We start from the raw sequence: 16,595 nt of genomic DNA, 5'->3' as shown, positions 1-16,595 counted from the left end.
TTGACATCACTCTTAAGTTTTCTTAAAAAATCAACCAGTTCGAGGGGTGCGCTTTTCAGCGCTGAGATGACTTGGTCAAACTCTTATTTACCTGATCCGGGTCATGCCGGCGTAGGAACGGAACAGTCTGCCAATGGTCAAGCTTTTCTCTTCTTCCTTCGTGCGTGATCTCCGTGATGATACATCTGGAGCGAGAGACCCATGGCGAGCTTCCCGACGGCAAACAGCGCTGCAGAGCTTCTGTCGCGTGTACGGCAGCGACGACCACGGGTGCATTGCCTGATGAACACCGTCGTTCAGAAGTTCACCGCTGACGGCATCACCGCTGTCGGCGGCATCCCCTCCATGACCTCTTCGGAAGAGGAAATCGAAAGCTTCGTTTCCAAGGTCGACGCGCTGACCGTCAATCTCGGCACGTTGGATGCCGCGAGACGCAAGGTCATTCGCATTGCCGTGGAGGTCGCAAATGCCGAGGGTAAACCTTGGATCGTAGACCCCGTTCACTGCGATTACTCGCCCTCACGGTTGATGTTTGCGCAGGAACTGATCACCCTTCACCCGACGATCGTCCGCGGCAACGCGGCCGAAATGGCTGTTATCGGCGACATCGGCAAAGCGCTGCGCATACAGACTGGCCCTGAAGATGAGCTGAAGGATGATGGCCGCAAGATCAATATCGTCAACGGCCATCCATGGATGGCGAAGGTGACCGGCACCGGTTGCCTCTCCGGCGGGGTGATCGCCGCTTTTATGGCCGTCGAGCCTGACGCAATGTTGGCGGCCGCAGCGGCGCTCACGGTAACAGGCGTATCGGCGCAGCTTGCCGCCAGACACGCACGCGGTCCCGGTACCTTCGAAGCGGCCTTTCTGGACGCGCTGGATACGGTCAACACCAACGACATTCTGTCCCTTGCAAGGATTGAGCACAATGAGGATTGATTACAGGCTGAACGCTTTGGTGGACGCATCGCTTGCCGATATCGCACCCTTGCCGGAACTTGCAGCCGTTGCGGCACGGCACGGCGCAACGATTATCCAATATCGTGACAAGCAAGCATCGACCCGCGAGATGATTGAACAGGCCAGCCTCATGGTCGAAGCCTTGAAAGGGACAGGCGTTCCTCTTGTCATCAACGACCGTGTTGATGTGGCATTGGCATCCGGCGCAGATGGCGTGCATCTGGGCGCCGACGATATGGATGCGCAGACAGCCCGACGCTTGCTGGGACAGGACGCGATTATCGGCCTGACCGTCAAGAACATGAGCGACGCAGAGCGTGTTGCCCGAGCGCCTGCGGACTATGCTTGCATTGGCGGCGTCTTCGAAACGGTCTCCAAGGTCAACCCAGATACGCCGGTTGGCTTGGAGGGGTTGCGCGACCTCCGCACCTATCTTCGCAACCATCGGCCCGATCTGCAGGTCGGGGCTATCGCTGGCATCACGCTGGAGCGGGTCGAACCCGTTATTCAGGCTGGCGCCGATGGTGTTGCCGTTATTTCTGCACTTTTCCGCGCCGTGGATATTGCGGCAGCAACGGTTGATTTCCGCCACCGGGTGGATGCCGCGCTGGAGGCATCCCGATGACCGCCATTGCCCTGACCATCGCCGGGTCCGACAGCAGCGGGGGGGCCGGGATCCAGGCCGATCTCAAGACATTTTCGGCGCTCGGCGTTTTTGGCGCCACTGTGATAACGGCAATTACGGCACAGAACACGAGAGGCGTGACAGCAGTTGAGGATATCTCAGCAAACATGATCGCCGCACAAATGGACGCCGTTTTCTCAGACCTCGATATCGGGGCTGTGAAGATCGGGATGGTTTCGCGCATCGAGACCATCGAGACGATTGCTGCGGGTTTGCGTCATGCTGGCAAACGGGTCATTTTGGACCCGGTTATGGTGGCGACATCCGGCGATCGTCTCCTGCAGGAAGATGCCGTTGAAAGCCTGCGCAACAGGCTGCTGCCTTTGGCACTCCTGGCCACCCCGAATTTGCCGGAAGCAGCGCTTCTGAGCGATCAACCGGTGGCAACGAACAAGCAGGATGTGATCCGTCAGGCGGAAGCAATCCTGAAGACAGGTGTTGGCGCCGTTTTGATCAAGGGTGGGCATGGCACGGGTTCTGAAAGCGTCGATCTTCTACTGGATGGTGACGACGTGCTGGAATTTTCCATGCCCCGTATCGACACGACCAACGACCACGGCACCGGCTGCACGCTCGCATCGGCCATCACTGCAAATCTGGCTCTTGGATACCCCCTGGCAGACGCGATTGGACTGGCAAAGGATTATCTGCAAGGCGCGCTGGCTGCGGGTCGAAACCTGCATATTGGCCACGGTCACGGGCCTGTGCACCACTTTTACCGCTGGTGGAGTGCCTGATCGTCAGCCTCTTGGCTTGGGGCTGGCCAATGCGTTACGGATGGCGAAACTGGAATGAATGCGCGAAACCCCTGGTAGCTTCGACAGAATAACCTTATGAACCCGCTCGAAATCACCGGCACTTTCCACCTCTACTCGTAGGAAATAGTCGGACCCGCCGGTCATCAGATAGCACTCGCGGATTTCGGGATACCTACGCACGGCGCTTTCGAAACGATTGAGAAAATCCTCTGTCTGCCGATCCAGCGTGATCTGGATGATGACAGAGATGACCTCACCTCCCGCTGCATTTCCCGTCAAGGCCGTATAGCCGCGAATAACACCCTCGCGCTCGAGAATGTCGACCCGACGCAGGCAGGCAGACGGCGACAAACCGACCTCTGCCGCCAGCTTGGCATTGCTGATGCGGGCGTTCAGTCTGAGGACGCGGATGATATGACGATCGGTAGAGTCTAAAGACGACATAAAATCATTCCGTTTTACCACCGAATATTGCGTTGAATCGATATTCTTCGAATGATCGACATATCAAACTGCGAAAATTCGATGATCGTTGCAATAGTCTGTTAGAAAATAACAAGGGAACGATGATGGACATGACAATCAGTCGCCAAAAGGCGAGTGGCGGTGCCAGCGGTTATCTGACCATAGACCTTGGTGCCCTGCGCGACAACTATCTGAAGCTGAGGGCAATGGCCCCTAACGCCGTCACTGGCGCCGTGGTAAAAGCGAACGCCTATGGTCTTGGTGCCGAGGTCGTCGCGCCCGTGCTTTACGATGCGGGTTGCCGCCACTTCTTCGTTGCCCATATCGATGAAGGCATCGCACTGCGCCATCGCATCAGGGGCGATGCTGACATCTTCGTTTTGAACGGGCTCCAGCCCGGCAATGAAGCGTCCTGCGCCGCCATGTCACTGACGCCCGTCATCAACTCGCTGGAACAGCTGGCGCAATGGTCGGCCTATGCAAAAACTCTGGGAAAAACGCTGCGAGCCGCCCTTCAGATCGACACCGGCATGTCGCGACTGGGCATGGCACCGTCTGAAATCGAAGCGCTCCAGACATCGCCTGAACTGCTGGATGGCATCAGAATTGTATTCGTGATGAGCCACCTCGCCTGTGCGGACGAGCCCGACCATGCAGCCAACGGATCGCAGCTCATGGTGATGCGTGAAGCATCGCTGTTGTTTCCGGATGCACCGGTTTGCTTTGCAAATTCCGGCGGCATCTTTCTCGGTGCAGATTATCACAACGCCGTCATGCGCCCCGGCATTGCTCTTTATGGTGGCGCTCCGTCTTCGGCTCGTCCAAACCCGATGAAACCCGTGGTGCGCCTGGATGTCGCGGTTGTGCAGACACGTACCGTCCCAGCCGACACGCTGGTCGGGTATGGCGGCACCCTGCGCACATCGACCGAAACCCGATTGGCCACCATCGCAGCAGGCTATGCAGATGGGCTTCCCCGCGCGCTGAGCAACCGGGGCGCGGCCTATTTCAACGGCGTGCGCCTTCCCATTGCCGGACGTGTGTCGATGGATAGCATCAGCATCGACATCTCGGCATTGCCGGAGGGAACCTTGACGCACGGTAGTCTCGTTCAGATCATCGGGCCCGACCAATCGCTTGAAGAGATTGCCCGGGATGCGGATACAATTGCTTATGAAATTCTGACGGGTCTCGGCCAGCGTTACAGCCGCACTTATATCCAGCCAGAACAGGCTGGCGCAACTGATAGAGGCGAGTGAGAGCATCATGAACATCATCATTCTCGGAGCCGGCGTCGTCGGCGTTACATCGGCATGGTACCTGGCAAAGGCCGGTCATTCGGTGACCGTCATCGATCGCCAGCCTGCGGCGGCACTTGAAACCAGCTTTGCCAATGCAGGTGAAGTTTCGCCGGGCTACTCATCCCCATGGGCAGCCCCCGGCATTCCGGTGAAAGCCTTGAAATGGCTGTTCATGCAGCACTCCCCGCTCATAATCCAGCCTACGCTCGATCCGGCCGCGTTACGGTGGATCAGCCAGATGTTGCGCAACTGCACTGCACAGCGATACGCGATCAACAAAAGCCGCATGGTGCGCATTGCTGAATACAGCCGCGATTGCCTGATGGCTCTGCGCGAAGAAACGGGCATTCAGTATGACCAGCGGACCCAGGGCACGTTGGAGGTATTTCGCACGCAAAAGCAGTTCGATGGCATAGGCAAGGATGTCGCGGTTCTGAAAGCAGGCGGCGTGGCTTATGAAATTCTGGACCGCGAGGGTTGCGCGTCGGTGGAGCCTGGCCTGTCATCCTCCAAGGACAAGATCGTGGGTGGTCTTCGATTGCCCGGCGACGAGACCGGGGATTGTTTCATGTTCACCACAGAGCTGGCAAAGCTTGCCGAGCAGGCGGGTGTAAAGTTCCTTTACGATACCGGCATCACGCGCCCGATCACGGAAGGCAACCGCCTGAAGGCGATCGTGACGACGAAAGGCACCATGGAGGCTGATGTCTTCGTTGGCGCTCTGGGCAGCTACACCCCGAAGTTCGTCGAGCATCTGGGGATAGACCTTCCTGTCTACCCCATAAAAGGCTACTCGATTACGGTGCCGATCATTGATGCGGCGCGCGCGCCCGTTTCGACCGTTATGGACGAGACACATAAAATCGCGATGACCCGTCTGGGTGACCGCATTCGTGTCGGTGGCATGGCCGAGATTGCAGGCTTCAGTAAGAGCCTCCCAGCCAAGCGACAGGCAACGTTGACCCATTCGATAGAGGATCTATTCGGCGGAGCTGGTGATCAGTCACAGGCAAAATTCTGGACCGGGCTGCGCCCTATGACACCGGATGGTACGCCCGTCATAGGCGCCACCCGCTATCAAAACCTTTACCTCAATACGGGTCATGGCACGCTGGGCTGGACCATGGCGTGCGGCTCGGCACGGGTGCTGTCAGATATCGTCAGCGGCAACAAGCCGGAGATCGAGACCGCAGACCTCGCCATCAGCCGTTACGCTGCATGACAAACAAGACTGGATCGGCGGTGATGCAGCGCCACTGAGCCGCCACAATTCATTCAGCGCGGGTTCAGCCTGCGGACGATAAATCTTAACCATTGCGTAACAACTGGCAGACATGCCACCTGGATGGATAAGAAAATGGCCTCTTTCGCAGCTAAAACGCTTCTGGCTTTTGCCGTTTCTGCAACTGCCATGGTCCCATTGAATGCGGCGCATGCCGATGATTGGCGTCACCGCAACCGTGACGCAGCCCTTGTCGGCGGCGTGCTGGGTCTCGCGGCTGGCGTGGCGGTCGGGTCAGCGCTGGCCCAGCCTCGGTATTCCGATGAACCCGTCTATGTCGACCCGCCTGTACGCCGTTATCCCGCGTATCAGCCCAGCTATGTCTATAGCCAGCCGGACGACGATTATTATCGCCCTGCCCCACGCCCGGTCTACCGCGCGCAGCCGGTTTACGACACACGCCCCGCTTACCAGCCACGCCCCGTCTATCGCACTGCGGAGCCGTGGACGCGGGCTTGGTTTAACTACTGCTCGCAGCGTTATGGCAGCTTCAATTCACGCACGGGAACGTATCTGGGTTACGACGGCCAGAACCACTTCTGCGTGGCCGGTTAATCGGTAAATCCTGAAAATCAGGCCGTGCGGCATCATCCCTTTCGGGTGAAGTCCGCACGGTTGATGTTGTGGCGTTGCAGCTTGTCGTAAAAGGTTTTGCGCGCGATGCCCAACGCACCAATCGTGGTGGTGACATCACCATCGCATTTCTCCAGCGTCTCCCGAATGATCCGCGCCTCGTGCCTGTCCATCTTTTCTGCGAGCGTTCCGACCACAAGGTTCTCGTCGGAATCCAGAAGTCTGTGAGATGCGACGCCCTCCAGGCCCAACACGACCCGCTCTGCAAAATGTCCAAGTTCCCGGACGTTTCCCGGCCAGTCGTGATCATTCAGATGCCTGGAAACGAATGACGTCATCGATGGTATCGGCATGCCAAAACGGCTGGATGCTTTTCTCAGAAAATGCGAAAACAGCAGCGGAATGTCGGCCCGGCGTTCGCGAAGGGGTGGTATGGAGAGCGTAACGACATTCAGGCGATAATAGAGGTCATCGCGAAAGTCGCCGCGTTGCGCGGGATCGCCAAGATCGACCTTGGCAGCCGCAACGACGCGAAGATCGACCGACCTCTCTTCGTTGGAGCCGACCGGTGAGACCTGACGCATTTCCAAGACGCGCAACATTCTGACCTGAACAGCGGGTGGCATGCTCTCGATTTCGTCAAGAAACAGCGTGCCGCCGCTGGAGTGCTCGATGCGACCGATCCGCTTTTTCTGAGCACCGGTGAAGGCTCCGGCCTCATGACCGAACAATTCGCTTTCGATCACTGTTTCGGGCAGCGCGCCGCAGTTCAGCGCGACAAAATTGCCGTTGACCCGCCGTTTGCTCCACCGGTGCAGGGCGGTTGCGACCACTTCCTTCCCGCTTCCCGTTTCGCCAGCCACGAGAACATCGACATCCGTATCGGCAATGTGGCGCAGCGTATTGCGCAGGCGCTCCATGGCGGGCGTCTGGCCGATGAGCGGAAGATCATCCTGTACCTCGGCGGCATTGCGGCGCAAGGCTCGGTTGTCCATGACAAGCCGACGTTTCTCAAGCGCGCGGCGCGCACTCTCGACCATTCGCTCTGCCGGAAACGGCTTGGATATGAAATCATAGGCCCCACTTTGCAGCGCTGCCACCGCCATGGGAACATCACCGTGACCGGTCATCAGAATGACAGGCAAATCAGGGTCGATCTGCCGTACACGCTCGAACAGTTGCAGACCATCCATTCCGGGCATTCGCACATCGGTGATGACAACCCCGTCAGACGCATCGGAAAGAGCGTCCAATGCCTGCTCGGCCCGAGAGAACGGCATCACGGTCATGCCGTCAAGCTCGAGTGTCTGCCGCATGGCCTTGCGAAGCTGGGAGTCGTCATCCACGAGAAAGATCGTTCCGTCGGTCATCTTGTTACACTCGCTTCAGATAAACAGAAAACCGGGTGCCATCTTCACCCGTCTCGACCTCGATCCGCCCGCCATAATCGGAGGCGATGTCCCGGGAGATGACCAGACCAAGTCCAAGCCCACCCTCCTTCGACGTATTGAATGGCGAAAACAATTGCTGTTGGATGTCGTGCGCGATGCCGGGGCCGTTATCGGCAATCGACACCACGACCTCATTGTCCGCCTCCTCGACGCGGACCACGACTTGGCCATCACGCCTGTCTTCAACCGCCTCCAAGGCATTTTGCAGAAGGTTGATGAGGATCTGCTCCAGCCGGATTCGGCTTCCCGATACCATCATATCTTCAGCGGGCGGTTCGATATCCAGCGCATCCATGCGTCCGGCAAAGCGGCTGCGCAGCAGCATCACGGCACCCTCTATCACGAGACGAATGCTGACCGGCTCGGCGGCAGTCCGCCCTTTTCGCGCCAGTATTTTCAGATCACTGGTGATAACGCCGATCCGCTCCGTCAAAGATGCAATGCTTTCAAGGTTTTCGTCGGCATCCTGCTTGCGATCGCGTCTGAGAAACACGCGCGCATTGTCCGCAAAAGCCCTGATGGTCGCAACCGGCTGGTTGATCTCATGCGCAACGCCTGCGGCCACCTGCCCGAGAATAGACAGGCGGTTGGCTTTGACCAATTCGTGCTGCACGCTTTGCAGTTCTTCGGTCGTCTGCTCATGCCGGATGATTTCCGCCTGAAGCCGGTCCCGCGCCATGGTCAGATCTATGGTCCGTTCCTGAACACGGCGTTCAAGCTCCGTGCGATCATGTTCGGCGGCAGCACGCTCACGTGCCGCCTTTTGTCTGCGCCACATCCAGATGGCGGAAAAAGCAATCAGCGGCATAAGGCTTGCCGCAGCAATCGTTCGCATCTCGCGAATGGCAGCATTCGTGGTTGCGGCGATCGGCTGCAAATAGTGAAGCGACCACGCGGTCGTTGCTATCGGAAGCTCCAGCCTCAGATATTCACCCTTGAGTTTGGCAGGGGTATCGACATCGACGATCACGACATGGTCACCGAGATTATGAACGACACGCATCGGCAACGGAGACAGCTTCTCGTCACCGAACTGCAAACTGTCTGCAATCGATTGCCTCCGCGCTTGCTCGATCGGCGCTACGGTTGTGAACCGCCATTCTGGAATGCTGGTCATCAAGACAACGCCATTTGCATCGACCGTAAAGACGGGTCTGCCGCCGATGCTCCAGTCTGCTTCCAGGCGGTTGAATTCGACCTTTGCGATCACGACCCCCAGTGCCTGTCCTTGTGCCGTGTCCACCCGTCTGGAGATGTAAAGTCCGGGCTTTCGGCTGACATTGCCCAGCGCATAATGCTCGGACGCGCCACTGCGCATGGCACCCTGGAAATATTCGCGAAACGCGTAGTTGGACCCGACGAAACTTTCCTGGCTTTGCCAATTGCTCGACGCGACCGTCACACCATCCTTGTCGACCACGTAGATGACCGAGGCCTGCGTGCCTTCGATCAGACCTTCGAGCTTGCGATCCAACCGCTCGATGGACGGTCCGCCTGCTTCCAGAGCTTCCATGAGATCCTTGTCACGCGACAAGACGAGCGGAAGGACGCGCGGGCGTTCCAGCGCCACGTTAAGAAGCGCGGATTTCAGTTCGGCATCGGTGGTTGCGGTGGCCGCAAGCGTTTTCATTGCCTTGATGCGACCGACCTTATCGGCGGCTGTAAAGGCGCCGATGGCAATGATGATCCACATCGCTATGAAAGCGATCCAGCGCATACGGGATGTGTCGAAGTCTTGTGACATCAGCTTTTCTCACCGAAGCCATCATTGTGCGGATTTCTACACAAATAACAAGAAAATCCGCGCGAAAATCTGCACGTTTGGATCTAGTCGTAAAAACTCTTAAAATATTATTGAGCTTTATCAATGTGTTGTTCAGAGGATAGGAGCTTGGCACGCGAATTGCTGACAGTGTTTCCAACGGTCATGGACCGTGGAACCAAGAACGGCAGACCCGGGAGGCCGCACGGCAGGGTCCAGTCCGAGGAGGACTAACATGATTGATAGCAACACCGTGGCCGACAGCCACGTTAAACTTCCATTTTATCGGCATCTTTATTTTCAAGTTATCGTCGCCATCGGCGCAGGCATTGCTCTGGGTCACTTTTCGCCTGGCATTGGTGAGCAGATGAAGCCCCTTGGCGACGGATTTATCCGTCTCGTCAAGATGATTATCGCACCCGTTATCTTTCTCACCGTCGCAACCGGCATTGCCGGCATGAATGACATGAAAAAGGTTGGTCGCGTTGCCGGTAAGGCGATGATTTACTTTCTGACCTTCTCGACACTGGCGCTGATCGTCGGCTTGATCGTTGCCAACGTCGTTCAGCCCGGTGCTGGCATGAACATCGACCCTGCGTCGCTGGATGGCAGCGCAGTCGCGACCTATGCCGCGAAAGCTCACGAACAGTCGATCACCGGCTTCTTGATGAACATCATTCCGACGACAATCGTCGGTGCCTTCGCCGATGGTGACATTCTTCAGGTCCTATTTTTCTCGGTCTTGTTCGGTATTGCGCTTGGTGTCGTCGGAGATCGCGGCAAGCCTGTCGTCGACTTCATGCATGCGCTGATGTATCCGATCTTCAAACTGGTCGCGATCCTGATGAAGGCCGCGCCAATCGGCGCATTCGGGGCCATGGCGTTCACCATTGGCAAGTACGGCATTTCGTCCGTAACGAACCTCGCCACGTTGATCGGCACCTTCTATTTCACCTCGTTCTTCTTCGTGCTGGTCATTCTGGGCGCAGTCTGCCGTTACAACGGCTTCTCGATCCTTGCGCTGATCCGATATATCAAGGAAGAGCTTTTGCTCGTTCTCGGAACATCGTCTTCGGAAGCCGCTCTGCCTGGCCTGATGAGCAAAATGGAAAAAGCAGGCTGCAAGCGCTCGGTCGTCGGTCTCGTCATTCCAACCGGTTACTCGTTCAATCTTGACGGCACCAATATCTATATGACGCTGGCAGCCCTCTTCATTGCGCAGGCGACAGGAATCCATCTTTCTTGGGGTGAGCAAATTCTTTTGCTGCTGGTGGCCATGCTGAGCTCAAAGGGCGCAGCGGGCATCACGGGTGCAGGCTTCATCACGCTGGCCGCGACATTGTCCGTCGTGCCATCCGTACCTGTCGCCGGTATGGCCCTCATTCTCGGTATCGACCGTTTCATGTCGGAATGCCGAGCATTGACGAACTTCGTCGGCAACGCAGTTGCGACCATCGTCGTGGCCCGCTGGGAAGGTGAGTTGGATGAAGCACAGCTCGCCCTGATGCTGAGTGGTGAGAAGACCACCGACATTGGCGACCTTCCACCCGCAACGGTGCAACCAGCCGAATAAGCCAGAAACACGCTTCGAAGACAAAAGTCCGCCCGGGAAACCGGGTGGGCTTTTTTTGATGTCCATAACATCAGATGCTCGCGCTTGCCCCTTAAGCCCGTTTGGCGAAGACAGATTTCTATAAACCGAACGAACATTGAAATCCCTTCGCTCTTCGCGATGTCCTCGCACTGATACCGTCTCCACGGAGCATTGAAGCTTGCGGAGATGGAAAAAATGACTGCGACGGTGACCTACCTACAGGAAGAAACCGAGAAGGCTGCATTCGATTCTGCCGAACTGAGAGTTGCAATGCGCTCTCTGGCTGGCGGTGTTTCGGTTATCACGGCTGGCACCGGTGCGAACCGTACCGGAGCAACCGTCACCTCTGCGACGGCACTGTCCATGGATCCCGCAACCATGATCGTAAACGTCAACAAGTCGTCGTCGACCTGGCCGATCATCGCTCGCTATAATCATTTCTGCGTTAACATTTTATCGGCAGAACAGCAGGATGTCGCTGCGCGTTTTGCAGGCGTCGGGGGCGTGAAAGGAGCGGAGCGGTATCTGGGATCAGAGTGGTTCACGCTTGAAAGCGGAGCCTACGCCCTGAAAGATGCGCTGGCCGCCATCGACTGCGCTGTTGAAGACGTCATCGAACGTCATACCCATGCGATCATTGTCGGGCGGGTGTTGGCGGTCGAGCAGGGCAGCGGCTTGCCATTGGTATACCATAATGGGCAATACGCACAGCTCAGCTAGACATCCCCGGTTTCACAAGGGAATGGCACGCTGAATCAGGCTGTCCGTCCGGCAACCGCAACGCCTGTATTGGACGCGAATTGCTCCAGTGTCATCGTGTCCAGAACGGATGCCATCGCGTCTCTTACGTCTGTCATGGAACGGCGGACCTGACAGGTCGCTGGATCATCACAGTCTTCGCAGGCTTCGAATGCCGAGCGACTGGCGCAGCGTATCGGCGCTAAAGGGCCATCCAGTGCGCGAATGACTTGACCGATGTAGATATCGGATGCCGCCTTTGACAGCGCATAACCGCCGCCGGGGCCCTTCTTGGAACGCAGCATGCCCTCATTGCGCAATTCCAGCAAAATGGAATCCAGAAATTTTTTGGGAATGTTGTTGCGGGCGGCGATATCGCTGACGAAAGCCGTTTCGCCCTGGGCGAGGCTCGCCAGATCGATCATGGCTTTCAGCCCGTACTTTCCCTTTTTCGTCAGCATTACACTCTTTCGCGCTTAAGGATATCACAGCACATATCCCGCCTCACATGAACTTTCAATGAATTACAAGGTCTGTCTGGAGAACTGTGACGAGCCTCGACGATGGAACTTTGCCTTGCCGCAGGGATTGGGAATGTTGCGGTTTTGATAAACTCGACCTAAAAAGGCACGCAAACAACGGGATGGATATGACAGATCAACCGATGAGCGCTACACGCCAACTTTCCGACGAAGTCAAAAGACTACGCCGCTGGCTCGATCAGGACGCCCTCCCCATATGGTGGGATGTTGGAGCGGGTAAGCCTGATGGTGGCTTCCATGAACGGATTGGCCAGAACGGCAAGCCTATGCTTGGCGACAACCGCCGCTCGCGCGTACAACCGCGTCAGGCCTATTGCTACGCTGCGGCAGGTCAGAACGGCTGGGCAGGTGACTGGCGGAAAGCTGTCGATCACGGACTGCATTGGTTCGACAAAGTCTATCGCCTGGACAATGGGCTTTACGGAAATCTCGCCGATGCCTCTGGCAAACTTATCGACGACACCTTCGATTTCTACAATCAGGCTTTCGCCCTGTTCGCTGCCGCCCAGACCGCCATGGTTTTCCCGCAGCGCAAAGATGAGATGCGCCAGCGCGCGCTCGACATCCTCGACGTCCTCAAACGTGATTACGCTCATCCAGAAGCGGGTTTCGAAGAGGCAAATCCGCCGGTCGAGCCTTTGTGCTCCAATCCACACATGCATTTCTTCGAAGCGATGCTCGCATGGGAAACCGTTGACCCGGACGGACCATGGCATCCATTGGCAGATGATGTTGCGCAGCTGGCACTGGATAAATTCATCGACGCCGAAACTGGCGGACTGCGTGAGTTTTTCGACCACGACTGGGCGCCGATGCCCGGTGAAAAGGGTCGTATCATGGAGCCGGGCCACCAGTTCGAGTGGGCCTGGCTTCTGACGCGCTGGGGCAGTCTGCGCAAAAACAGCCCTGCGATCGCGAAAGCCAGACGGCTCTTCGAGATTGGCGAGACCTATGGAATATGCCCGCGTCGCAAGGTTGCAGTCATGAGCCTTTACGACGACTTTACGGTTCACGATCCGTTGGCGCGCCTGTGGCCACAAACCGAGTGGCTGAAGGCCGCCGTGCGATTGGCCTGCGTCAGCCACGGCGAGGATCGTTATCGATATCTGGATTCGGCGCTGCGTGCCATCGGTGCGCTACAGCCGTTTCTCGATACGCCTGTTCCTGGCCTGTGGTTCGATAAATGGCCTGCTGACGCGCCGATGATCGATGAACCCGCCCCGGCCAGCACGTTTTATCACATCGTCTGCGCCATCTACGAGGCGGAAGACATGCTCGAACATGGTTTGCAACCGTAACAATCGTCACCCTTGGGTTTGCCGAGGATGACGATTGTCGATGCAACGATGCACTCAAGCTTCCAGCCAACGAACCTGTTCAGGCGTCAGCTTGATATCGAGTGCGGACAGGCTGTCCTCAAGTTCCGCAATCGTGCGCGGCCCGATGAGGGGGATGACCGGGAAGGGCTGGGCGATGACGTAGGCCAGCGCGATGTGGATCGGATGACGGCCAAGTTCCCTGGCAAGCTGGATGGCGCGGTCCCGACGCTCGAAATTGCGGTCGGAATACCATACGCGCACGATTTCTTCATCGTCCCGTTTGTCACGCCCTGCCCTGTCGGTAAAGAAGCCACGCCCCTGGCTTGACCATGCGAAGTTTGGAATTTGCCGCTCACGCTGCCAGGACTTCCATCCGTCATCGGACGCCGCAACGCATCCGGCCCAGATCGGGTCGAGCATCTCTGCCAGCGAGAAGTTGTTCGACAGGGCGGCTGGTGCCGCTTTTTCGTTCTTTTGTGCGTAGGCAGCTGCTTCATCCATCCGCTCCCGCGTCCAGTTGGAACCACCGAAGATACCTCTGATGCGGCCCCGTTTCACCTCCGCGTCCATGGCATCAACGAACTCACCCACCGGGACCGAAACATTGTCGCGATGCATGAAGTAGACATCGACATAATCCGTCTTCAGCCGGTCAAGCGATTGATCCAGCTGCTTGGCAATCATATCCGGGTAGCACAATGGCGAGTGCGCACCCTTGCCGATCAGGACGATCTCCTCGCGCGGCACGTTTCGACTGGTGTGCCAATCGCCGAATATGCTCTCTGTCTTGCCGCCGCCATAGACATAGGCCGTGTCGAACAAATTGCCGCCTGCTTCATAGAAGCTATCGAGCGTCAAAGACGCAGATGCGAAATTCGGGAAGAATTCGAAGCCCAGCGCGACGACGGAGGCTGGCTTGGAAAGACCAGGAATAGTGCGTTTGGGCACGGTATTGCCCGCAACGACCGTCCCGCCAGAGATATTGGACACACGCCTGGCAGACGTCTCCACGCCATATTCCAGGCCGACCGAAGCCCGCCATTGGTCCATGACGCGGAGATTACCGAGCGAATCTGCCCAACTCATACCGGGATACGCGAATTGCTGCTGCCCGTTGCGAATGGCGGTGCCAGCGGCATCCACTTCGAAGGCATAAAGCCAACCGTCTTCTTTCACGTCGATGGTTTGCCTGTCCTTGCCTTTGATGACGTCGATCTTGCCGACGCCGCCCTTGTGACCCGATGCAAACCAGAAATCCTCCACCTCGATGCGGCCTTGCGAGCCGATGATGCGCAGCACGTTGTCCTGTTGCGCCATGATGGAGCAAGACACTTCCGCAACGATGCCGTTGGAAAATTTCAACACGGCAGACGCCCATTCATCCACACCGGACTGACCGAGATGACCGACGCCCGACACCTTTTCCGGCTCGAGAACCGGATGCCCCGTTGCGGCACCGGCGATCAGACGGGCCATGGAAACAGGATAGCCACCAACATCGAGGATCCCGCCACCCGCTGCATCATTGGCAAACAGGCGATGATCAGGCTTGAAACCACCCATATTGAAACCGAAGCTGGTGCGGATAATGCGGACGTCGCCGATCACGCCGCTTTTGACGAGGTCGACGATCTTCGCGGTTTGCGGATGCACACGGTACATATAGGCTTCACCCGCAAAGACGCCTGCTTTTTTCGCCTCGTGAAAAATCGCATCCGCGTCATAGGCAGACAGTGCAATCGGCTTTTCCACCAGCACGTGCTTGCCGGCACGAATGGCTTTGATGGCCCATTCGGCGTGACCTGTATGCGGCGTGGCAATATAGACGGCATCGATCTCGCTATCTGCCAGAAGAGCGTCGTAGCCGTGAACGATCCGGGCGCCGGGAAAACCATCGCCCAATCCCGGCTTTTCTGGATTGCGACTGGCAATGGCCACAAGCTTGCCGGTCCTCGAGTGAGCGATGCCCTCTGCAAATGTGCGGGCAATTGTTCCGGGGCCGATAATGCCCCAACGGACAGGTTGAGCGTCAGTCATGTCAAATCCTCATTCGATTGTCTGGAAAAACGGTTCAGCGCAGGCGCTGCCCCGCGCTGTCAAAAAGGAAGGCCTTGGCCGCCGAAATCGCAACGGTCAGACGCTGCTGGTTTGTCGAGTGGCGTGATTCCGGTTGTTCGATCACCATGGGAATATCGCCAGCCATTCGTGCATAGACGTAGCTGGTGTTACCGAGATGCTCGGCGACATCGATCTCGACATTCAGATCGGCATCGCCCGTTCCGACCTGCCCGAAATGTTCAGGACGAATGCCCAGAACGACATCGCGACCGTCCTCGACCGGCGATGAGAGAGGCAGGGTGATGCGGACGTCCGGATCATGGGTCAGAGACAAGGTTACGCCGCTGTCGGACCGTCCCACGACCTTTGCGGGCAGAAAATTCATTTTGGGCGAGCCGACGAAACCTGCAACAAACCGGTTTGCGGGATCATCGTAGAGATCGAGCGGTGCGCCGATCTGTTCAATATGACCTGCCCGCAACACCACGATCTTGTCTGCCAGCGTCATGGCCTCGGTCTGGTCGTGCGTGACATAGATCATCGTGGTTCCCAACTGCTTGTGAAGCCGGGAGATTTCCACGCGCATCTGGACCCGGAGTTCCGCATCGAGGTTCGACAGGGGTTCATCGAACAGAAACACGCGAGGCTGGCGAACGATGGCGCGCCCGATGGCGACACGCTGGCGCTGACCACCGGAGAGCTGTTTGGGGCGGCGCGCCATCAGCTCGTTGATCTGGAGAATATCGGCTGCACGTTTCACACGCTGGTCCGTATCGGCCTTTGGGTTTCCGTTCATCCGCAATCCGAAAGAGAGGTTCTGCTCGACCGTCATATGCGGATAAAGCGCATAGGACTGGAAGACCATGGCAATCCCGCGATCGGTCGGCTCGGCATCGTTGACGACCTTGCCGCCAATGCTGATCTCACCATCGGAAATCTCCTCCAAGCCAGCGATCATGCGCAAAAGAGTGGATTTTCCGCAACCGGATGGTCCGACAAAGACGACGAATTCGCCATCGGCAATCTCAAGATTGGCCCCGTGGATGACCTCCAGCGCGGCGTAGCGTTTGACGACGTTTTTCAGTGACAGTTCCGCCATGCGGTTCC

General features: G+C 57.4%; 15 protein-coding genes and 1 riboswitch. Of the genes, 9 read left to right on the top strand and 6 right to left on the bottom strand.

Annotated features, from left to right (window positions below; genetic code table 11):
• Nucleotides 1-32 precede the first annotated feature (32 nt).
• A riboswitch (TPP riboswitch) is annotated at nucleotides 33-136 on the top strand.
• Nucleotides 137-201: 65 nt separating this feature from the next.
• The 3 genes from EKM04_RS13620 to thiD are packed head-to-tail and all read left to right on the top strand — an operon-like array spanning nucleotide 202 to nucleotide 2,382.
• Complete coding sequence (locus EKM04_RS13620) at nucleotides 202-939, top strand: hydroxyethylthiazole kinase (RefSeq protein ID WP_183894981.1); 738 nt, start codon at nucleotides 202-204, stop codon at nucleotides 937-939.
• On the top strand, nucleotides 929-1,585 hold the full coding sequence (gene thiE / locus EKM04_RS13615) for a thiamine phosphate synthase (protein WP_183894979.1): 657 nt from the start codon (nucleotides 929-931) through the stop codon (nucleotides 1,583-1,585). The genes EKM04_RS13620 and thiE overlap by 11 nt, the downstream gene beginning before the upstream one ends.
• Complete coding sequence (thiD, locus tag EKM04_RS13610; RefSeq protein WP_174155538.1) at nucleotides 1,582-2,382, top strand: bifunctional hydroxymethylpyrimidine kinase/phosphomethylpyrimidine kinase; 801 nt, start codon at nucleotides 1,582-1,584, stop codon at nucleotides 2,380-2,382. The genes thiE and thiD overlap by 4 nt, the downstream gene beginning before the upstream one ends.
• A 3-nt stretch (nucleotides 2,383-2,385) precedes the next feature.
• Here the strand turns inward: thiD and EKM04_RS13605 are convergent, their stop codons facing one another.
• Nucleotides 2,386-2,847 (bottom strand): Lrp/AsnC family transcriptional regulator, encoded by a 462-nt coding sequence (locus EKM04_RS13605; protein ID WP_183894977.1) that lies wholly within the window; start codon nucleotides 2,845-2,847, stop codon nucleotides 2,386-2,388.
• A 125-nt stretch (nucleotides 2,848-2,972) separates the two neighbouring features.
• Between EKM04_RS13605 and alr the strand changes: the two genes are divergently transcribed.
• The 3 genes from alr to EKM04_RS13590 all read left to right on the top strand — a co-directional run bounded on the left by alr (nucleotide 2,973) and on the right by EKM04_RS13590 (nucleotide 6,006).
• Complete coding sequence (alr, locus tag EKM04_RS13600; RefSeq protein WP_183894975.1) at nucleotides 2,973-4,127, top strand: alanine racemase; 1,155 nt, start codon at nucleotides 2,973-2,975, stop codon at nucleotides 4,125-4,127.
• A 7-nt stretch (nucleotides 4,128-4,134) separates the two neighbouring features.
• Complete coding sequence (locus tag EKM04_RS13595; protein WP_183894973.1) at nucleotides 4,135-5,391, top strand: D-amino acid dehydrogenase; 1,257 nt, start codon at nucleotides 4,135-4,137, stop codon at nucleotides 5,389-5,391.
• Between the two features lie 135 nt (nucleotides 5,392-5,526).
• Entirely contained in the window at nucleotides 5,527-6,006 is a 480-nt protein-coding gene (locus tag EKM04_RS13590) for a BA14K family protein (RefSeq protein ID WP_183894971.1), read from the top strand.
• 32 nt (nucleotides 6,007-6,038) lie between these two features.
• On the opposite strand, the gene EKM04_RS13585 is transcribed toward EKM04_RS13590, so the two are convergent.
• Complete coding sequence (locus EKM04_RS13585; RefSeq protein WP_183894969.1) at nucleotides 6,039-7,394, bottom strand: sigma-54-dependent transcriptional regulator; 1,356 nt, start codon at nucleotides 7,392-7,394, stop codon at nucleotides 6,039-6,041.
• Nucleotides 7,395-7,398: 4 nt separating this feature from the next.
• Entirely contained in the window at nucleotides 7,399-9,219 is a 1,821-nt protein-coding gene (locus tag EKM04_RS13580; protein ID WP_234910907.1) for an ATP-binding protein, read from the bottom strand.
• A 253-nt stretch (nucleotides 9,220-9,472) separates the two neighbouring features.
• Between EKM04_RS13580 and EKM04_RS13575 the strand changes: the two genes are divergently transcribed.
• Together EKM04_RS13575 and EKM04_RS13570 are read left to right on the top strand one after the other, a co-directional pair.
• Entirely contained in the window at nucleotides 9,473-10,810 is a 1,338-nt protein-coding gene (locus EKM04_RS13575; protein WP_183894967.1) for a dicarboxylate/amino acid:cation symporter, read from the top strand.
• A 216-nt stretch (nucleotides 10,811-11,026) separates the two neighbouring features.
• Nucleotides 11,027-11,551, top strand: a complete 525-nt coding sequence (locus EKM04_RS13570; protein WP_183894965.1) for a flavin reductase family protein — start codon at nucleotides 11,027-11,029, stop codon at nucleotides 11,549-11,551.
• Between the two features lie 35 nt (nucleotides 11,552-11,586).
• On the opposite strand, the gene EKM04_RS13565 is transcribed toward EKM04_RS13570, so the two are convergent.
• Nucleotides 11,587-12,030 (bottom strand): RrF2 family transcriptional regulator, encoded by a 444-nt coding sequence (locus EKM04_RS13565; RefSeq protein WP_174155546.1) that lies wholly within the window; start codon nucleotides 12,028-12,030, stop codon nucleotides 11,587-11,589.
• Nucleotides 12,031-12,218: 188 nt separating this feature from the next.
• On the opposite strand from EKM04_RS13565, the gene EKM04_RS13560 reads away from it, so the two are divergent.
• Nucleotides 12,219-13,409: an AGE family epimerase/isomerase gene (locus EKM04_RS13560; RefSeq protein ID WP_183894962.1), complete on the top strand. Its 1,191-nt coding sequence runs from the start codon at nucleotides 12,219-12,221 to the stop codon at nucleotides 13,407-13,409.
• A gap of 54 nt (nucleotides 13,410-13,463) precedes the next feature.
• Here the strand turns inward: EKM04_RS13560 and EKM04_RS13555 are convergent, their stop codons facing one another.
• On the bottom strand, nucleotides 13,464-15,467 hold the full coding sequence (locus EKM04_RS13555; protein ID WP_183894960.1) for an aldo/keto reductase: 2,004 nt from the start codon (nucleotides 15,465-15,467) through the stop codon (nucleotides 13,464-13,466).
• A 34-nt stretch (nucleotides 15,468-15,501) separates the two neighbouring features.
• A complete protein-coding gene (locus tag EKM04_RS13550) occupies nucleotides 15,502-16,587 on the bottom strand; it encodes an ABC transporter ATP-binding protein (protein WP_183894958.1) in 1,086 nt (361 codons plus the stop codon).
• Between the last annotated feature and the right edge of the window lie 8 nt (nucleotides 16,588-16,595).

It is taken from the genome of Rhizobium skierniewicense Ch11 (assembly GCF_023757665.1).
Classification (GTDB): domain Bacteria; phylum Pseudomonadota; class Alphaproteobacteria; order Rhizobiales; family Rhizobiaceae; genus Agrobacterium; species Agrobacterium skierniewicense.
This window is presented reverse-complemented; position numbering and strand designations above follow the sequence as displayed.

Excerpts from the sequence above, each read along its gene's own strand:
- EKM04_RS13620 (WP_183894981.1), top strand. The coding sequence starts at position 202 with ATGGCGAGCTTCCCGACGGCAAACAGCGCTGCAGAGCTTCTGTCGCGT.
- thiE (WP_183894979.1), top strand. The coding sequence starts at position 929 with ATGAGGATTGATTACAGGCTGAACGCTTTGGTGGACGCATCGCTTGCC.
- thiD (WP_174155538.1), top strand. The coding sequence starts at position 1,582 with ATGACCGCCATTGCCCTGACCATCGCCGGGTCCGACAGCAGCGGGGGG.
- EKM04_RS13605 (WP_183894977.1), bottom strand. The coding sequence starts at position 2,847 with ATGTCGTCTTTAGACTCTACCGATCGTCATATCATCCGCGTCCTCAGA.
- alr (WP_183894975.1), top strand. The coding sequence starts at position 2,973 with ATGGACATGACAATCAGTCGCCAAAAGGCGAGTGGCGGTGCCAGCGGT.
- EKM04_RS13595 (WP_183894973.1), top strand. The coding sequence starts at position 4,135 with ATGAACATCATCATTCTCGGAGCCGGCGTCGTCGGCGTTACATCGGCA.
- EKM04_RS13590 (WP_183894971.1), top strand. The coding sequence starts at position 5,527 with ATGGCCTCTTTCGCAGCTAAAACGCTTCTGGCTTTTGCCGTTTCTGCA.
- EKM04_RS13585 (WP_183894969.1), bottom strand. The coding sequence starts at position 7,394 with ATGACCGACGGAACGATCTTTCTCGTGGATGACGACTCCCAGCTTCGC.
- EKM04_RS13580 (WP_234910907.1), bottom strand. The coding sequence starts at position 9,219 with ATGTCACAAGACTTCGACACATCCCGTATGCGCTGGATCGCTTTCATA.
- EKM04_RS13575 (WP_183894967.1), top strand. The coding sequence starts at position 9,473 with ATGATTGATAGCAACACCGTGGCCGACAGCCACGTTAAACTTCCATTT.
- EKM04_RS13570 (WP_183894965.1), top strand. The coding sequence starts at position 11,027 with ATGACTGCGACGGTGACCTACCTACAGGAAGAAACCGAGAAGGCTGCA.
- EKM04_RS13565 (WP_174155546.1), bottom strand. The coding sequence starts at position 12,030 with ATGCTGACGAAAAAGGGAAAGTACGGGCTGAAAGCCATGATCGATCTG.
- EKM04_RS13560 (WP_183894962.1), top strand. The coding sequence starts at position 12,219 with ATGACAGATCAACCGATGAGCGCTACACGCCAACTTTCCGACGAAGTC.
- EKM04_RS13555 (WP_183894960.1), bottom strand. The coding sequence starts at position 15,467 with ATGACTGACGCTCAACCTGTCCGTTGGGGCATTATCGGCCCCGGAACA.
- EKM04_RS13550 (WP_183894958.1), bottom strand. The coding sequence starts at position 16,587 with ATGGCGGAACTGTCACTGAAAAACGTCGTCAAACGCTACGCCGCGCTG.